Below are 16,535 nucleotides of genomic sequence, written 5' to 3'. Positions count from 1 at the left end.
AAATACCGCACTTCACTGGTACAAATGTATTATCGCCGCAAAATTCAGGATTATTCATTTTTAAGGAGAAAAATTATGTTTCTGTATAATATGTCACTTTTATCCTTTGACAAAAAAACATGGATAATGATAGCCGTGATCGCTGCCGCTGTACTTCTGCTCATTCTTTATGTATCCGTACACTTCAGCAAAGGCAAGCGCAAGGGCAGAGCTGCCGAGCGCAAGGTAGGAAAATATCTGAAAAAACTGGGCAAAAAGGACAAGATAAGGATAATCAACAACGCTTATCTCCCTCTTTACAACAAAGCCTGTGAAGTCGATCACCTTGTTTTCGGACGTTTCGGCGTACTTGTCGTTGAAACAAAGGGTATCTCGGGCACTGTAACAGGCAGCGGCAAAAATTTGACTCATACTATAGGCAGTAAGACACATAAATTCTACAACCCACAGCTCCAGAACAAGACTCATATGGATAACGTTATCCACCACCTGAAAAAAGGCGGTTTCGAGAAAACTCCCGTAAACGGCGCGGTAGTATTCTCCGCAAAGGATATTGATTTTCCTTCGGAAATAGGCATGGACTTAAAGGGACTTGAAAAGTTCTACGGTTCACTTCCCGACGCAGGCTGCAATCAGGACATACTCTACCACTACTTTGAAAAAATGCAGGTACGAAACCCATTCAAGAAGATGTGGATAAGAACACGTAAGAAGAATGACTGATAACAGCCACACCAAAAAGGAGTTTATTATGAAATTCAAAGGTTTTATCGCACTGGCATCAGCTGCGCTGATAGCCTTTCCCTCTGCATTATGCACCGACATCAGAACAAAAACAGCTGCTGTAAACATAAACTCGGTTACTTTCTCAAACTTTGACAGCCGCATAAACGGCGGTGAGCCCATACGCGGAGTGGATATATCCTCTATCATCTCTATCGAAGAAGCAGGCGTGAAATTCTTCGATGATAACGGAAACGAACAGGATATCTTCAAGACACTTGCCGACCACGGTGTAAACTATATCCGCGTCAGGATATGGAACGAACCAAACGACGGCAACGGAAACAGCTACGGCGGCGGGCACTCCGACCTTGATACTGCTGTAAAAATAGGCAAACGTGCAGCTCAGTACGGCATGAAGCTCCTCGCCGATATACAGTATTCCGACTTCTGGGCTGATCCTGCAAAGCAGACTCGTCCTAAGTACTGGCAGCCTCATGACCACAACAAGCTCAAGACCGAGATATACAACTGGACTTCATGGGTAGTGAAGTACCTCACCGAAAACGGCAGCGACATAGGCATGGTGCAGATAGGCAACGAGACGAACTGCTTCTTCTGCGATGAAAAGGATATGTATCAGATATGCGACCTCTTTGCCAGCGGCGAAAAGGCAGTCCGCGACTACAACAAAAATATCCTCATTGCTCATCATTTCGCAAATCCGGGCAGCGGACACTTCGACTGGTATGCTCAGGTAATGAACGAGTGCAAGCTTGATTACGATGTTTTCGCCTGCTCATATTATTCCTACTGGCACGGCTCACTGGACAATATGCGCAAGGTGCTCACCGATATCGGAAACAAGTACAACAAGTACGTCATGGTAGTAGAGACCGCTTATCCCTACACCAACGAGGACGGCGATACCTTCGGCAATACAGTAACATCAAGCACAAAAGACGTAGACCTTCGCTATGATATCTCCGTTGAAGGACAGGCAAAAGCTCTTACCGATGTATTCCGGACTGTTGCCAACTGCAACGGTCACGGTATAGGCGTGTTCTACTGGGAGCCTGCATGGCTGGGAGTACCCGATATCCCATGGCAGCAGCAAAAGCAGCTCTGGGAAAAATACGGTTCGGGCTGGGCAACGGCAACTGCACGTAATTACGATAAAGATGCCACCGAGACAGGCGGTTCTTCCTTTGATAATCAGGCACTTTTCGATTTCCACGGCAAGCCTCTGGAGTCCCTTGACGTATTCCTCAACATCTACCCACAGAATAAGCCTGTGACTACGACAACTACGACTACAACGACCACTACCACCACAACTACGACAACTACATCTACTACGACTACTACCACAACTACTACAGAGCCTGTACAGACAAAGGATATCATTCTGGGCGATATCAACAGTGATGAAATTATCGACGTATATGACGTTGTGGCACTGAGAAAGGCGATCGTTGCAGGAAAAAAATCCGCAGAGCTTGACCTCAACGGTGATAATGAGGTGGGCGTTGCAGACCTTGTGAAGCTCCAGCGTTATATCTTAGGATATGCCGACAGTGACCTCACATACAAGACAATTACCGTAAAATAATGGCAAAGCCGCTGCAATTGCAGCGGCTTTTTTGCGTAAAAATATGATTACCCTATGAATGGGTTTCCAAAGGGTTCATAACCCTTTGGCAGAGTCCAGAGACAGCGTCTCTGGTCGCTGTTCCAAGCTTTTAAAGAACAGCGAAATAATAAAAAAGCGCACCGCAAGGGTGAATTCCGAAAACAATCCAGTGAATTGTTTTCGGAAGAGGGACGCCCTGCAAGAGAGGGCGTCCCTGCCAGTTATCACTTCAAAATGATTTCCGCGATATCCTCAGGCTTTTCCGCGATATATTCCGCACCCTCGGCTTCAAGCTCGGCGCGTCCGCGAAATCCCCATGCGCAGCCTATACAGGGTATCCCTGCATTTTTTGCGGTACGAACATCAACATTGCTGTCACCTATCATGTATACCTCGTTCTCCTCATCGGGAAGGACTGAAAATATCTCGATAAGAATAGCACTGTCTGGCTTTACGGGACGATATTCAACTCCGCCCAGCACCTTAACAAAATCAATATCGGGCAGAAGCTCCCATATGATATTTCGTGCTGCGTCCTCAGGCTTATTCGTAGCCACAGCAAGTATGACTCCGCTGCTCCGGAGCTTCTCCATAGTCTCTTTCATGCCGTCATACAGCCTTGTCTTGTCAAGATAATGCTGAGAATAGTACTCGCCGAAAAGCTTATGCAGCTCCCCGGCCTTATCCTTTTTATTCTCGGGAAGCGCACGTTCACAGAGCTTCTTAGCACCATTTCCCACCATTTTCTTGTATGCTTCGTAATCATGTGTGGGACAGCCAAGCTTTTCAAGTCCGTGATTTACCGCGTCGCCCAGATCGTAAATAGTATCGGCGATAGTGCCGTCAAGGTCAAACACAGCTGTTTTCATGGTCTCACTCCCCTATCAGTCCGCGTATCTCATCGGGAGTGAATATATACTCCTTACCGCAGAAATGGCAGCTTACAGAGGTATCCTTTCCCTCGTCCGCAATGGACTTCAGCTCGTCCTTTCCGATACTGATAAGGACTTTCTCTGTGCGCTCACGGCTGCAATCGCATTTGTATTCAGGGTGAGCTGTATCGAGCACATTAGGCTCAAGTCCGTCAAGGAGCATATTTGCTATCTCCTCGGGAGTTGCGCCCTCGTCCAGCATCTGTGATATAGGACGCATCTTAGCCACATTCTTCTCAATAGTATCAATGCACTTCTCGTCCGCAAAGGGCAGGAGCTGTACAAGGAAGCCGCCCGCTGCTTTTACAGTAAGGTCGGGATTTACAAGCACACCGAGACTGCACACAGTGGGTATCTGCTCGCTTGTAGCGTAATAGCTTGCGATATCCTCAGCTATCTCGCCCGAAACAAGGGGTATAACGCCCACATAAGGCTCTTTCAGTCCCATATCCTTGACTACTGACAGAGTACCGTCCCTGCCGACTGCGCCGCCTACGTCAAGCTTCCCCTGCGCATTGAGCGGAAGCTCCACAACAGGATTGTTTACGCAGCTTTTAACGTTTCCGCGGCTGTCTGCAACTGCGACAAGCTGTCCCGAAGGACCGCCGCCGTCCACACGGAGAGTAACGCTGTCGTTATCGCCTTTGAGCATATAACCCATAAGGGAAGCTGCGATAGTAAGTCTGCCAAGACCTGCCGTGATAACAGCCGATGTCTTGTGTATGCGTTCTATCTCCGAAACTATATCCTTAGCATCAAGTACCTCTGCGAAAGCCGAACCGTCAGCAGAGATAGCTCTGTATAAATTTCCCATTTTACTTATCCTTTCAATATTTCTGACCGCTTCTGATACATCTTGCGGCATAGACTATACGCTGTGAAGTCTCACATGGCGGCTCGGGAGCATCATCGCCGTACTTTGCCAGCACTTCAAATCCGCACTCTTTAAGCAGTGCCTCGATATCCTCTTCACTGTAAGCCTTTTCCGAGAAACCATCGGAGCTTCGTGAATAAAGCCCGTTTTCCTCGCACTCGAAGAACTCAAGCTCCATTTTGACTTCAAGGGTATCGGGATCAAGAGTATTCTCCCACACGCAGTAAACGTGTTCCGTCTCATATGTAAAGGTATTATTTGCCAGTATCTCGCGGTGCTTGTAGGGAGTATTCACATCGAATATGAAAAGTCCGTCCTGCTCCGAGAAAAACGCAACATTCTCAAATACCTTTTTAACATCGTCAAGACTTGCAAGGTGATTGATACTGTCAAGGGCGCATATGGTAATATCCACAGTCCCGAACATATCAAGCTTGCGCATATCCTGACAGAGATACTGTATATTCAGTCCGCTGTCGAACTTCTTATCAAGAGCAATTCCAAGCATCTCATCAGAGTTATCAACTCCGATAACATCGTACCCCAGACCTGCCATGACCTCGGAGATACTTCCCGTACCGCAGGCAAGATCAAGTAGGATATTCTCCTTTGTAGTCTTGAACTTCTGTATTATGCCGTGGAAGAACTCCCCTCGGCGTTTATAGTCTATATTTGCCGTAAGCTCGTCATAGTAACGTGCAAACGCACTGTATCCGCTCATATTTGATCACTCTTCCGTTTTGATTACAGCAAAGGACTGCACCATGTAAGGTACAGTCCATGAAAGCATTTACTCCTGTGCAAAGGCTTATTCGCCCTGCGCCTGATTGCCTGTATTTCCGCCTACGAGATTGCCGTTTTCATCGCGTGTCTCTCTGAATGTCTCGGCACCGCTATTATCATAGCCCACATATTCTATGAGGATAGTATCTCCTGCCTTGTACTTATGAGTATAGCTTCTCAGTGAGAGCTGATTTTTCTCATTCCAGTAATAAGCCTTTTCCTCATACTCGATATCGTCTTTTTTCTCAACGGTAATAAGCAGATCCTCAGCGGCATTTCTTGCAAGCTCCAGATGTATGCTGTTAAGCTCTGCCCACGCCTGATAGTTTCCGCTTTCGGGGTCATAGTGGTAATACTTACCTGTTTTGTTGAGGTCATCAGGCTTTTCAATTATGAAGATATCAGGATAGCCGTCAAAGTCGTAATCGTTCTTTATAACGAAATCATTTATAGTCTTTGAAGAGTCCTTCTCTATAGCCTTCTGTATCTCGGCAGTATCTGCGCTGAGCACCTGATATGAACGTGCTTGTCCGTCGCTGTATTGTCTTGATACGTCTATTTTATTAGGTGTGCTGTTAGAATAACCGAATGAGATAGAGCTGCAATCCTTAGGATCGAATTTCGGAGACTGTGTAGCAGGCTGAGTTGTTGCAGGAGCTGCTGTAGTTGTTGTTTTCTTGGTATTATTGCTCTTCGGAGCAACAGGTACAGCTCTTGTAGTTCCGTAAACTCCGCCGCTTCCGCCGTTTGCACGGGTAACAGCAGATTTCTTTGAGCCTGCACTTGTAGTAGTCGTAGTTCCTGATACCTTATTTCCTGCCTTATCTGTAGTAGTTCCCGAAACGGTATCGTCATCGGCTTCCGTATCTGTAGTCGAGATATCCTTTGTAGTTCCCTCAACAGTACCAGAAACTATATTTATAGGACGGTCTGTATCCTTTACCTCGCTTACCTTGCCGCAGCCCGTAAGAAGAGCCAGTGCAAGAACAGGTAAGATATATTTCTTCATAATGTCACCTCATAATACCTTTCTTTCAAAACATGGTATATCTTTCTATCCTGCATCAATGCAGAAAAGGGGCGGAGAAAACCGCCCCTCTGTATTACTTGTTTGCTGCGTCCTTAGCCTTGCAGCACTTCTTATACTTCTTGCCGCTTCCGCAGGGGCACGGATCGTTATCGCCTATTTTCTTTACACGAACAGGCTCATCACTAAAGCTTCCGTCGCCTGCACCTGCATTAGGAGCATCAGGCTTAGCTACCTGCTCACGCTCGGGAGCTTCGTTCTTCTGGAGCTTTACTGTAAGGAGCATACGGATAGTATCCTCACGGATAGACTCTACCATAGCATCGAACATCTCGAAGCCTTCGTAACGATACTCGATAACAGGGTTCTTCTGACCGTATGAACGGAGACCGATACCCTTCTTGAGCTCTTCCATATCGTCGATATGAGCCATCCACTTTGTATCAACTACCTTCAGGAGGATAACACGCTCGAGCTCACGCATGATCTCTGCGCCGTATTCCTCTTCCTTAGCCTGATAGATCTCTCCTGCCTTAGTGCTGAGAGCATTAACGATATCTTCCTTAGTTACATCTTCGATCTCGCCGTCCTCGAAAGTAAGATCTTCGGGACCGATGAGCCAGCCGAGGAAGTGATCCTTGAGTCCAACAAGGTTCCAGTCGTCCTTTACCTCGTCATCAACAAGGTATGTATCAACAGTAGACTTGATAAGATCCTCCATCATCTTGAGAATGCTCTCGTGGAGATCCTCTCCGTCGAGCACCTGTGCTCTCTGCTTATAGATGATCTCACGCTGAGTATTCATAACGTCGTCGTAGTTGAGGACGTTCTTTCTTACGCTGAAGTTCTGTCCCTCGACCTTCTTCTGTGAGGACTCGATAATTTTTGTGAGCATCTTGCTCTCGATAGGAGTATTCTCGTCAACGTTAAGAGTTCTCATCATATTCTCAAGACGGTCGCCTGCGAAGATACGCATGAGGTCATCCTCAACAGAGAGGAAGAAGCAGCTTTCGCCCTCATCGCCCTGACGTCCCGAACGTCCGCGGAGCTGATTGTCGATACGTCTTGATTCGTGTCTTTCTGTACCGAGGATATAGAGACCGCCTGCTTCCTTAACAGCAACTGCCTTCTCCTTTACCTCAGCATTGTACTTATCATAGAGCTCACGGTAGAGCTTTCTTGCTTCGATAACTTCCTGATCATCAGTATCAGCAAAGCCGATAGCCTCTGTGATGATCTCCTCAGGTATCTCGCGCTTTCTCAGTTCAGCTCTTGCAAGGAATTCAGCGTTACCGCCAAGCATGATATCGGTACCACGTCCAGCCATGTTGGTAGCGATGGTAACTGCACCGTACTTACCTGCCTGAGCAACGATCTCAGCTTCCTTAGCGTGCTGCTTAGCGTTGAGTACCTCGTGCTTTATGCCCTTTCTCTTGAGCATAGCAGAGAGGAGCTCTGACTTCTCGATAGAAACAGTACCAACGAGGATAGGCTGACCTTTATCGTGACATTCGATGATCTTCTCGATGATAGCAGCATACTTGCCCTTTTCGGTCGTATAAACAAGGTCATTATGGTCTATACGGATAACAGGCTTGTTTGTCGGTATAGCAATAACATCGAGCTTGTAGATCTCCTTGAACTCGTCCTCTTCTGTCATAGCAGTACCTGTCATACCCGACAGCTTTGTGTAAAGACGGAAGAAGTTCTGGAAAGTGATAGTAGCAAGAGTCTTTGACTCGCTCTTGATCTTAACACCTTCCTTAGCCTCGATAGCCTGGTGGAGACCGTCGTTGAAACGACGTCCCATCATAAGACGGCCCGTGAACTCATCAACGATGATGATCTCGCCGTCCTTTACAACGTAGTCTATATCGTTCTTCATAACACCGTTAGCCTTGATAGCCTGATTGATGTGGTGAAGAAGTGTCATATTCTCTGAATCCATAAGGTTCTCGACTCTGAATGCCTGCTCAGCCTTCTTAACACCGCGCTGTGTGATAGTAGCTGTCTTAGCCTTTTCGTCGATGATATAGTCAGCAGTATCATTGATAGACTCCTGATCTACCTTATCGTCCATTTCAACAACAGTAGTTGAAGTAAGTGTCTTTGCAAAGCGGTCAACAATAGCATAGAGGTCAGTGGACTTATCACCGCGTCCCGAAATGATAAGAGGAGTACGTGCCTCGTCGATGAGGATAGAGTCAACCTCGTCCACGATAGCAAAGTTAGGAGCTCGCTGAACACGATCTTCCTTGTGAGTTACCATGTTATCACGGAGATAGTCGAAACCGAGCTCATTATTTGTAGCATAGGTTACATCGCAGTTATATGCAGCACGACGCTGATCGTTGTTGAGACCGTGAAGGATACAGCCTACTGTAAGTCCCAGCCAGCGAAGTACCTTACCCATTTCCTCAGCCTGAGTCTTTGCAAGGTAATCGTTAACGGTAACGACATGAACGCCGAGACCTGAAAGCGCATTGAGGTATGAAGCAACACAGGCAACGAGAGTTTTACCTTCACCTGTTTTCATTTCAGCGATACGTCCCTGATGAAGAACGATAGCACCGATTATCTGTACAGGATAAGGCTTTTTCTCAAGTACACGCCATGCAGCTTCTCTTACAGTAGCAAGAGCCTCGGGAAGTATATCGTCAAGAGTTTCGCCGTCCTCAAGTCTTTCCTTAAATTCGGCTGTTTTAGCCTTGAGCTCTGCATCTGAGAGCTCCTGATACTCTTCATCCAGTTCGAGAACTTTATTTTTAATAGGTTCGATACGCTTTAATTCACGGTTGGAATAAGCGTTCGCGCCAAAAACGTTTTTGAATAAACCCATTTTTGTTTTCCGCCTTTACATTATAATAGTGTAGGTCTTGATAGTATAAATACACATAATATATTTTACAACAAATGGTCCTGTTTGTCAATACCCACGTAACATTTGGTTAACAACGTTTGATTTCGGCAGTTTTTCGCCATTTATCCCATTTTCTGCACTTCCGAGCAGCAGGAATCGAACATATCCCCTAATTCATTCATAACCTGTATAAAGCCGATTATCCCTAAAACAAGGACTATCAGCAGGATCATCAATACGATCTTAAAGATACGTATGCCTTTATTATCTTTGCCGGGGCTCGTTTCAGAGGTATCTTTAAAGGCTAAAAATATCCATATACCTATTATCGCTAAAGTTACTGCCCCAATATAAATGATCTCCATATTCCACCTCTGCTTATCCGTGCTTCTGAGTTTCGTGCAGCGCATCAACAAAGGGATCGAGCCACACAAACATTGCATCTGTAATACCATTCCAAACCATATAACCGACTAAAAAGAGCGAAGCAATAATAAATCCTATAATGATAAACGCTTTTATTTCACTCTTAAATTCTGCCTTTAATCTGCTTTTTTCGTCAGTTTCTGCATTTCCGCTGATCTTGTCATTCGAGCCATTACCTGACAAAGCAATAATTCCTATTATCGAAATAATTATGATAAGCAAAAACAATAACATTTTTCATACCTCCTGTCTTACATATAAGCCATATCAGTGCCTTCTGCCTTCAAAGGGCAGACACGAGTTAAGGTCTGATATGAGGAATTTTCCGACCATGTAGTATATAAGCACCGCGCCTGCAAGAATGATAATATAAAGAACGGCATTTTTCAGCCTTTCATGGTCAATATTCAGGCTTTCCAGCACCAGTCCCACAACTACAAACACCACAACTACCGCTACCGTTATCAAAAATGCAGCAAACATAAATATATCCTTTCCTTAACCTATTCTTCCTACGCCCTCGGCTGTTTCGCAGCCAAGATCAAAACACTGACCGAATGCTTCCGCCATAGCACGAAGTGCCAGATATGTACCGCCAAGAACCAAAGCAATAACTATCAGCATTATCGCTCCCACCAATTTAGCTTTCTGAGTTTTATCATCGCTGTAATCAACAGCCAGACGTATTCCAAGTATCAATAAAATTATCGCAAAAAACAAGATCATAAATATTCTCCTTTCACCTTAGCCTCAGCAAGTCTGAAAAGCCGAGCCCATATAGAGCGTTACTGTAAACATACCCAAATAATTCTCCATAGCTTCTCCCTTATTTTCCAAACCATGCTCATATGAGCTCCCTGTGTGTTTATAATACCATTTTGCCAACACTTTCACAAGATATCGTTTGTCACTATCTCAGTGACATTTGTCATTAGTTATTGCAAATATACTGTAAAACGTGGTATAATGATAGCGGTGATGATTATGCTTATGATATCAATGACAAATACCGATAAAAAACAGCTCCACAGTTACGCTCACAAAATGCTGAGAGAAGCTATGAAGCTCAGAAATGTAAACTACACCGAGGATACACCCATAACCCAAAACGAAATGGGCAAGCCCTCACTTGCAGACCGTCCAGATATACACTATAACCTTTCCCACGCAGAGGGTATAGCTGCCTGTATGATATCAGACTTTGAGTGCGGTATCGATTGCGAAAAGGTCAGGGACTTCCGTCCGAATGTGGTAAAACGGGTGTTTTCAGAGAATGAGAAAGCAATGTTCGAGGATACTCCCGACAGCGAAAAGGCTCTGCTCTTTTTCAGACTCTGGACTCTCAAAGAAGCCTATGTAAAGGCTATCGGCGTCGGTATCTCCTACCCTATGAACGAAGCTGAATTCAGCTTTTCGGGAACTGATATAGTCACAAACATCGAAAACTGCCGTTTCAGACAGTATATCATCGGCGAAAAACGATTTGTAGTATCTGTATGCGAAATAATAAAACAAAATTAACGCCAGACCATGTAATTTCAGCAGGATTTCTGTGGAAAATGTCGTTTTCAAACTGTCTCAGATGTGCAAAATCCATAAAATAAAGAGTGAAATTCGGTCAAATCGGGAAAAATTCCTTTATACCCTTGCATTGCCGCCGATTTTAGGTTATAATAATAGTAAGCTTCTTGTTTGATCCATTCGCGTTTCACCAGAAGTATTCCACAAATCGGGAGGCTGATACTATGTTCGATAAGACTATGACGTTCTCAGTTAATGAAGACAGGGAAGCAGAGCTGAAAAAAAATCTTACCATAATTTACGACGCTCTCACACAAAAGGGATATAATCCTGTCAATCAGATAGTAGGCTATATCCTTTCTGAGGATCCTACATACATCACAACATACAACAATGCAAGAAGCCTTATTCGTCACATCGACCGTGACGAGCTTTTACAGGTGCTTGTAAGATCATATTTAAATGCATAATTTCAAGTGCATTATTTATCAGCGATCAGTTAAGGGACGGTCTATGGCCGTCCCTGTCGTTTTATATATGCAAAAAGGCGGATCAATGATCCGCCTTCTTTATTCTGATTTATCTGCTTTATCTGCTTTTTTACTGCCGTATGGCTCAAAGCATATGTTAAGGTCAACATTTCCCTCAATACCGGGAACATTTCCCGAGTTTGAGTACTGCCAGATCTTAAAGTCATAGTAATAGGACGGCTTGTCACTGTATTCGGCAAGCCAGAAGTCGTAGTCCTTGACCCTCGGTATATCAAGCTTGTGCATTGCTGTTGTCTTGTTCTGATACACCATAGGAGTATATCCCGAATCCTTTATTCTTTCGCAGAACGATACGCAGCAATCCGCAAGTGCTTCCACGCTTACATCGTCTGTACGTGCAGCATCTCCCGATACCAGCTCCCAGTCATAAACTACAGGGTATGTGATATCATAACCGCTGAGAGCATCTATAATAGCATCAGCTTCATCGACTGCTTCATCTGCTGTAGTTGCCTGCGAGTAGAAATACGCTCCGACCTTTATGCCCTGTGCAAGAGCTCCCTCGATATTGTTTCTGAACTGTTCGTCATATGTAACGACTCCGCCGCCGTATGTACGATAGCCAACTCGTATTATTGCAAATTCGATACCTGCCTGCTTTACCTGCTCCCAGTCGATCTCGCCCTGGAATTCCGAAACATCTATGCCGTTTTCGGAATTAACTTCGCCGTTTTCCGTATAATAAGCATATCCGTTCCTCATAGAAATATTATTGACATCGACAGTACTTGCAGGAACATCTGCATAAACAGGTACGAATACTTCTCCAAGCGAGCTGTCATGCATGAGCAGTTTCTTGCCGTCAAGCTGGTAAAAAGTCTCTTCTTTCTCAATTACCGCTCTCCTGCGCACATCAGTTCCTTTTGATTTGGAATTTGCAGCAACTGCATCATCTCTGCCTCGGATAAACGCTGTCCATATCAGCGCGATCGTAAGTATAAGTATAATTACCGCTTCAAGTATAGCAATGCTCTTGAAACGTATCCTTCTTCTGGGTTCTGACATTGTTTCCTCCATTTTTATGTTCGTTTTTGTCTGTAAGTATATAATATCATATTTTTCTCTATTTGTAAACATTATTTTGCCCGTAAAAAATAACAGTTTTGTCATATAACGTTTTTTCACAGAATTTTCAGCAACTGTCTGTTGACAAAAATGGTTTTTTAGTATAAAATCAAAACAAGATAAATTATTTTTACCATATCATTATCAATAAGGAGGATATTATGGATTACACTTACAAAACAAATATGGTCTGTTCACAGGAAATAAGCTTTCACATAGAAGGCGATGTTATCACCAATATATCGTTCGTGGGCGGCTGCAACGGAAACCTCAAGGCTATCTCTAAAATACTCGACGGCTGGACCGTTGAACAGATAGAAGCTAAGCTCAAAGGCAATACCTGCGGCAGGAGACCTACTTCCTGCGCAGATCAGCTCTGCCTCGCTGTCCGCGAAGCCTATGAAAAGCAGAAGAATGCATAAGCCTAAAACCTGATAGTATCAGTAAAGCTGCTTCTCATAACGAATGATATCGTTTTGATGTATAGTACTATCGTTCAGAACAATAAAAATGTAACAACGGGAGCTAAAAAGCTCCCGTTGTTTTATTTCTTCTGCTCCAGATAATCATTTATCCCCGAAAAAAGCGTAAATGCCACCTTTGAACGGTACTCCTCCGTATTCAGCAGCGCAGCCTCATCGGGATTGGATAAAAATCCACATTCCGCCATAACTGTGGGATTATTGCTGTAATAGCAGAGAAAAAGCTCCTTTCCGCACAGCTTTATTTCCCTGTCGTTTTCAGGCTGCAAAAACTCCCTGAACTTCCCTTGTAAAGCACTGGCAAGTGCTTCGCTGGTACTGTTGCTGCCCGAGTAAAACATCTGTGCACCGCTGTATTTCGGGTCTGTGAACTGATTCTGATGTATCGATATACACACAGCATTATCGCTCTCGTTGAATATGGCAAGTCTGTTGTCCATATCCGAGCTTTTCTGCGCCGCTATCCCCTCTACCCCCTCATCATGTATCGATCTGTCGGTATCTCTTGTTACCCTGACCTCAAATCCGTTTACTTCAAGCATATCCCTTAGCTTCAGCAGTATATCAAGATTTATCCCTTTCTCGGGAACTCCTTCGGAAGAGGTACAGCCGCCGTCTATTCCGCCGTGACCTGCATCAAGCACTATTACGGGAGTTTCGTTCTCCATATCTGTAATTGATACGGGCAATGCACCGTTTTCCGTCCTTTCGGCTATGCGTGATGCTCCGTAAAGTGTAAACAAAGCGCAGCCGCATAAAAGTGCTCCGCTAACTATCTTTCTGTGTACTTTTCTCATTTCAGTTTCTCCTTCCGCTTTTGCGATATTTAGTCACTGAATTATATGAGAAAGCCTTTTCATATATGCAAAGCTCCGACTTTCAACAGTGATGCGCATATTCTTCGGTCGTTATTGCTTTGCAGGCAGTATGACCTCTGCCGTAAAGATATATCCTGCTGATGTTTCTTTACAGGACAGCTCCAGCGTTCCGCCGCACTTTTCAGTCGCTTTTCTGACGCTTTTCAGTCCCAGACCGTGACACGCACTGTCGGGTTTGCTTGTGGGGATATCTGAGGATATATCAACATAATTTGCAGTCGGGTTGCTGATGCAAATGTAGTAAAAGCTGCCAGACTTCTTCGCTGAAAGTGTTACAACACGCTCGGTATCGGTCTGCGCGGCGGCTTCGATGGCATTGTCCAGCAGATTTGAAAGCACTGTACAAAGTGTGACTGCGCTTATCTCCAGTCCTTTAAGACTGCCTTCGGTAACAATACTTGCACCGTTTATTTCGGCATATTTCTTTTTCTCATAAATTATCGCGTCGGCGATCTCGTTTCCCGTGATATTGACAGACTGCGCGTCCGAAAAGGTATCACCGAGCTCTTTGAGATATTCGCCCAGTTCATCGGTTTTGCCCGAATCAAAAAGTCCGTTCATTACCGTGATATGATTTTTCATATCGTGACGGAGCATACGCATTTCGGTATCGGCAGCTCTGCTTTGCTCGAAATGCTTCGCCTGTACGTTCATATATTTTTCGCTTAGTTCATTCATCTCACGGAAACGCTTTGCCTGATCTGCTTTTACCGAGAGCAGGAGAAGTACGCTTACCGACATCAGCATAAGCACTGAGGGTATTGCCGCTTCGGGTGAAACATCGGGGACGTAGTCGGACATGGTGAAACTGCGGTCCACAAGCAATGTGACAGCACAGGAAATGCCCGTAAGCAGAAATATTTGCAGCAGTCCGAGAGGTTCTCTGTCCTCACTGCGGACAAGTCTTTTCAAAAGAAATACAAACAGAGCAGCCGCAAGATAGCCTGTCAGATACAGCAAAGTCACTTGGATAAATGACCTCTCTGCACCGTTTGTGACCGAAAACACCGCCGTCTGTATACTGCCGATCATACAGCCGGAAAACAGCTCCGCGCAGATCAGCGAAATAATACTTCCTTTGCTTTTATCAGCAAGAAGAAAAACGGCTGCTACCGTATGCAGCAGGTACAGCGGCAGCATATTGATACCGCCTAAAAATGAGTTCTGCAAAAATCCCGTAATGCCGAAGATCACTCCTGCGAACATCGGAAACAATATCACACGTTTGACTTTTCTATAAAATAGATCGCCCAGCGTGACGACCGTACAGAAGCTGAACGCCGTTCCGTATATCAGTCCGAGCAGTATAATTGAATAATGTGCGATCGTTTTCATCAGCACCACCTACCTTGCGTTCAGCCTTATGTGATCCATCAGCCGTTTTTTCAGTTCGTCTCCGTAGCTTTTACTGACAGGCAGAACGATACCGCTGTCAAGCCTTACCTCTCTTTCGCTGCGGCTGATTATGTGTGCGAGGTTTACGATGACCGAGCGGTGTACCCTGCAAAAGCTGTCGGAAGCCGTATCAAGCATCGTAAGTGCTTCGGTTATCTTCATTCTCGTTTGATATTCACGCTCAGCCGTGATGAAGCGCACCGAGTTGTTGTCAGCTTCGGCGTATATGATATCATCGGGAGAAATATAATGCTCCTCACCGTTTTCCCTGATACAGACAGTCTTTTTCCTGTCGCAGAGCTGCCCGATATCTTTGAGAGCCTGTGTCAGTTTTTCACTGACAACGGGCTTTTGCAGAAATCTGAAAGCTCCTACCTCATAGCCCTCCATAGCAAGCTCAGTATGGCTCGTGAGGAATATCACAGGCAGTTCGGCTGAAAACTCATGCAGCCGCCTTGCTGTTTCCATACCGTCGGGCGGAGGCATTTCTATATCAAGAAATACAGCATCGAACCGCTGTCCCTTTTCAAAGGCTGCGATCAGCTCAGCGCCGCTTGCAATGGGCAGACACAGCACATCAAGACTTTGATAAAAAGCATTTATTGCCTCGCATATCGTATCACGGAAGTATTTCTCATCGTCGCAGACGGCTATTCGCATAATTATCACCCTTTTTCAGTATAACACATCTGCCGCTTGTTTTCAAGGCAGTATCTTCCCGTCTGACAGCGTTATTATCCTGTCGGAATACGCCGCACATTCCGCTGAATGTGTTACCATAAGTATCGTTATTCCCTTTTCTTTGTTGATACGGCTGAACAGCTCCATAATTTCCGTGCCGCTTTTGCTGTCGAGGTTTCCTGTAGGCTCATCGGCAAGGAGTATTTTCGGCTCATAGATCACTGCTCTTGCAATAGCACACCGCTGCTGCTGACCGCCCGAAAGCTGATTCGGGTAGCTGCGCCGCTTATCCGAAAGTCCCACCGTTTCAAGGATACTGTCCAGTCTGTCACGGTATTTTTTCGGGCTTTTGCCGTCCATGACAAGGGGCAGAAGGATATTGTCCTCGACTGTGAGATTTTGTACCAGATTGAAAAACTGGAACACAAAGCCCATTCCCTCACGACGCAGCTTTGAAAGCTCCTTGTCGCGCATTTTGGAAATGTCTCTGCCGTCAAGAAATATCTCTCCGCTGTCGGGGGTATCAAGTCCTCCAATGAGATACAGGAGCGTGGATTTTCCGCTGCCCGATGCGCCCATAAGCGAAATAAACTCGCCCTTGCCGACTGTCAGGGATATATTGTTCAGCACCTGTGTACGGCTGTCTTTCTCACCGAAGCTCTTGCATATCTCTTCTATTTTGATGATATTTTCCATTCTGCTCC

At 45.2% G+C, this 16,535-nt stretch carries 19 protein-coding genes; 5 read left to right on the top strand and 14 right to left on the bottom strand.

Features of this window, described 5'->3' with window-relative positions; translation table 11 throughout:
* Nucleotides 1-75: 75 nt before the first annotated feature.
* The gene (locus BLW60_RS11095; RefSeq protein WP_074717341.1) at nt 76-723 is read left to right on the top strand and encodes a nuclease-related domain-containing protein; all 648 of its coding nucleotides are present in this window, start codon (nt 76-78) and stop codon (nt 721-723) included.
* Nucleotides 724-751: 28 nt separating this feature from the next.
* The gene (locus BLW60_RS11090; protein ID WP_074717340.1) at nt 752-2,335 is read left to right on the top strand and encodes a glycosyl hydrolase 53 family protein; all 1,584 of its coding nucleotides are present in this window, start codon (nt 752-754) and stop codon (nt 2,333-2,335) included.
* Between the two features lie 245 nt (nt 2,336-2,580).
* On the opposite strand, the gene BLW60_RS11085 is transcribed toward BLW60_RS11090, so the two are convergent.
* The 9 genes from BLW60_RS11085 to BLW60_RS11045 all read right to left on the bottom strand — a co-directional run bounded on the left by BLW60_RS11085 (nt 2,581) and on the right by BLW60_RS11045 (nt 9,984).
* Complete coding sequence (locus BLW60_RS11085; RefSeq protein ID WP_074717339.1) at nt 2,581-3,225, bottom strand: HAD family hydrolase; 645 nt, start codon at nt 3,223-3,225, stop codon at nt 2,581-2,583.
* 4 nt (nt 3,226-3,229) lie between these two features.
* The gene (gene hslO / locus BLW60_RS11080; protein ID WP_074717338.1) at nt 3,230-4,102 is read right to left on the bottom strand and encodes an Hsp33 family molecular chaperone HslO; all 873 of its coding nucleotides are present in this window, start codon (nt 4,100-4,102) and stop codon (nt 3,230-3,232) included.
* A 13-nt stretch (nt 4,103-4,115) separates the two neighbouring features.
* Entirely contained in the window at nt 4,116-4,883 is a 768-nt protein-coding gene (locus tag BLW60_RS11075) for a class I SAM-dependent DNA methyltransferase (protein WP_074717337.1), read from the bottom strand.
* A gap of 87 nt (nt 4,884-4,970) precedes the next feature.
* Nucleotides 4,971-5,954: a hypothetical protein gene (locus tag BLW60_RS11070; protein WP_074717336.1), complete on the bottom strand. Its 984-nt coding sequence runs from the start codon at nt 5,952-5,954 to the stop codon at nt 4,971-4,973.
* Nucleotides 5,955-6,048: 94 nt separating this feature from the next.
* Nucleotides 6,049-8,811 (bottom strand): preprotein translocase subunit SecA, encoded by a 2,763-nt coding sequence (gene secA, locus BLW60_RS11065; protein ID WP_074717335.1) that lies wholly within the window; start codon nt 8,809-8,811, stop codon nt 6,049-6,051.
* 143 nt (nt 8,812-8,954) lie between these two features.
* Nucleotides 8,955-9,197, bottom strand: a complete 243-nt coding sequence (locus BLW60_RS11060; RefSeq protein ID WP_074717334.1) for a hypothetical protein — start codon at nt 9,195-9,197, stop codon at nt 8,955-8,957.
* Nucleotides 9,198-9,210: 13 nt separating this feature from the next.
* Complete coding sequence (locus BLW60_RS11055) at nt 9,211-9,492, bottom strand: hypothetical protein (RefSeq protein ID WP_074717333.1); 282 nt, start codon at nt 9,490-9,492, stop codon at nt 9,211-9,213.
* Nucleotides 9,493-9,525: 33 nt separating this feature from the next.
* On the bottom strand, nt 9,526-9,741 hold the full coding sequence (locus tag BLW60_RS11050; protein WP_074717332.1) for a hypothetical protein: 216 nt from the start codon (nt 9,739-9,741) through the stop codon (nt 9,526-9,528).
* Nucleotides 9,742-9,756: 15 nt separating this feature from the next.
* Entirely contained in the window at nt 9,757-9,984 is a 228-nt protein-coding gene (locus BLW60_RS11045; protein WP_074717331.1) for a hypothetical protein, read from the bottom strand.
* A gap of 258 nt (nt 9,985-10,242) precedes the next feature.
* On the opposite strand from BLW60_RS11045, the gene BLW60_RS11040 reads away from it, so the two are divergent.
* Together BLW60_RS11040 and BLW60_RS11035 are read left to right on the top strand one after the other, a co-directional pair.
* Entirely contained in the window at nt 10,243-10,779 is a 537-nt protein-coding gene (locus BLW60_RS11040; protein WP_074717330.1) for a 4'-phosphopantetheinyl transferase family protein, read from the top strand.
* Between the two features lie 224 nt (nt 10,780-11,003).
* The gene (locus tag BLW60_RS11035; RefSeq protein WP_028516792.1) at nt 11,004-11,249 is read left to right on the top strand and encodes an IreB family regulatory phosphoprotein; all 246 of its coding nucleotides are present in this window, start codon (nt 11,004-11,006) and stop codon (nt 11,247-11,249) included.
* Nucleotides 11,250-11,348: 99 nt separating this feature from the next.
* Here the strand turns inward: BLW60_RS11035 and BLW60_RS11030 are convergent, their stop codons facing one another.
* Nucleotides 11,349-12,335, bottom strand: a complete 987-nt coding sequence (locus BLW60_RS11030) for a glycoside hydrolase family 25 protein (protein WP_074717329.1) — start codon at nt 12,333-12,335, stop codon at nt 11,349-11,351.
* Between the two features lie 221 nt (nt 12,336-12,556).
* Here BLW60_RS11030 and BLW60_RS11025 point away from each other — a divergent pair, with 221 nt between their 5' ends.
* On the top strand, nt 12,557-12,817 hold the full coding sequence (locus BLW60_RS11025; protein ID WP_074717319.1) for a TIGR03905 family TSCPD domain-containing protein: 261 nt from the start codon (nt 12,557-12,559) through the stop codon (nt 12,815-12,817).
* 122 nt (nt 12,818-12,939) lie between these two features.
* Here the strand turns inward: BLW60_RS11025 and BLW60_RS11020 are convergent, their stop codons facing one another.
* The 4 genes from BLW60_RS11020 to BLW60_RS11005 all read right to left on the bottom strand — a co-directional run bounded on the left by BLW60_RS11020 (nt 12,940) and on the right by BLW60_RS11005 (nt 16,527).
* Entirely contained in the window at nt 12,940-13,674 is a 735-nt protein-coding gene (locus BLW60_RS11020) for an N-acetylmuramoyl-L-alanine amidase (protein ID WP_074717318.1), read from the bottom strand.
* Nucleotides 13,675-13,785: 111 nt separating this feature from the next.
* Complete coding sequence (locus tag BLW60_RS11015) at nt 13,786-15,090, bottom strand: sensor histidine kinase (RefSeq protein ID WP_074717316.1); 1,305 nt, start codon at nt 15,088-15,090, stop codon at nt 13,786-13,788.
* Nucleotides 15,091-15,099: 9 nt separating this feature from the next.
* Complete coding sequence (locus BLW60_RS11010) at nt 15,100-15,810, bottom strand: LytR/AlgR family response regulator transcription factor (RefSeq protein ID WP_074717314.1); 711 nt, start codon at nt 15,808-15,810, stop codon at nt 15,100-15,102.
* Nucleotides 15,811-15,852: 42 nt separating this feature from the next.
* Nucleotides 15,853-16,527: an ABC transporter ATP-binding protein gene (locus BLW60_RS11005; protein WP_074717313.1), complete on the bottom strand. Its 675-nt coding sequence runs from the start codon at nt 16,525-16,527 to the stop codon at nt 15,853-15,855.
* Nucleotides 16,528-16,535: the final 8 nt, after the last annotated feature.

This window comes from Ruminococcus flavefaciens (assembly GCF_900108555.1).
Classification (GTDB): Bacteria; Bacillota; Clostridia; order Oscillospirales; family Ruminococcaceae; genus Ruminococcus; species Ruminococcus flavefaciens_P.
Note: the sequence above shows the minus strand (reverse complement) of the source record. Positions and strands in the feature narration are given on the sequence as shown.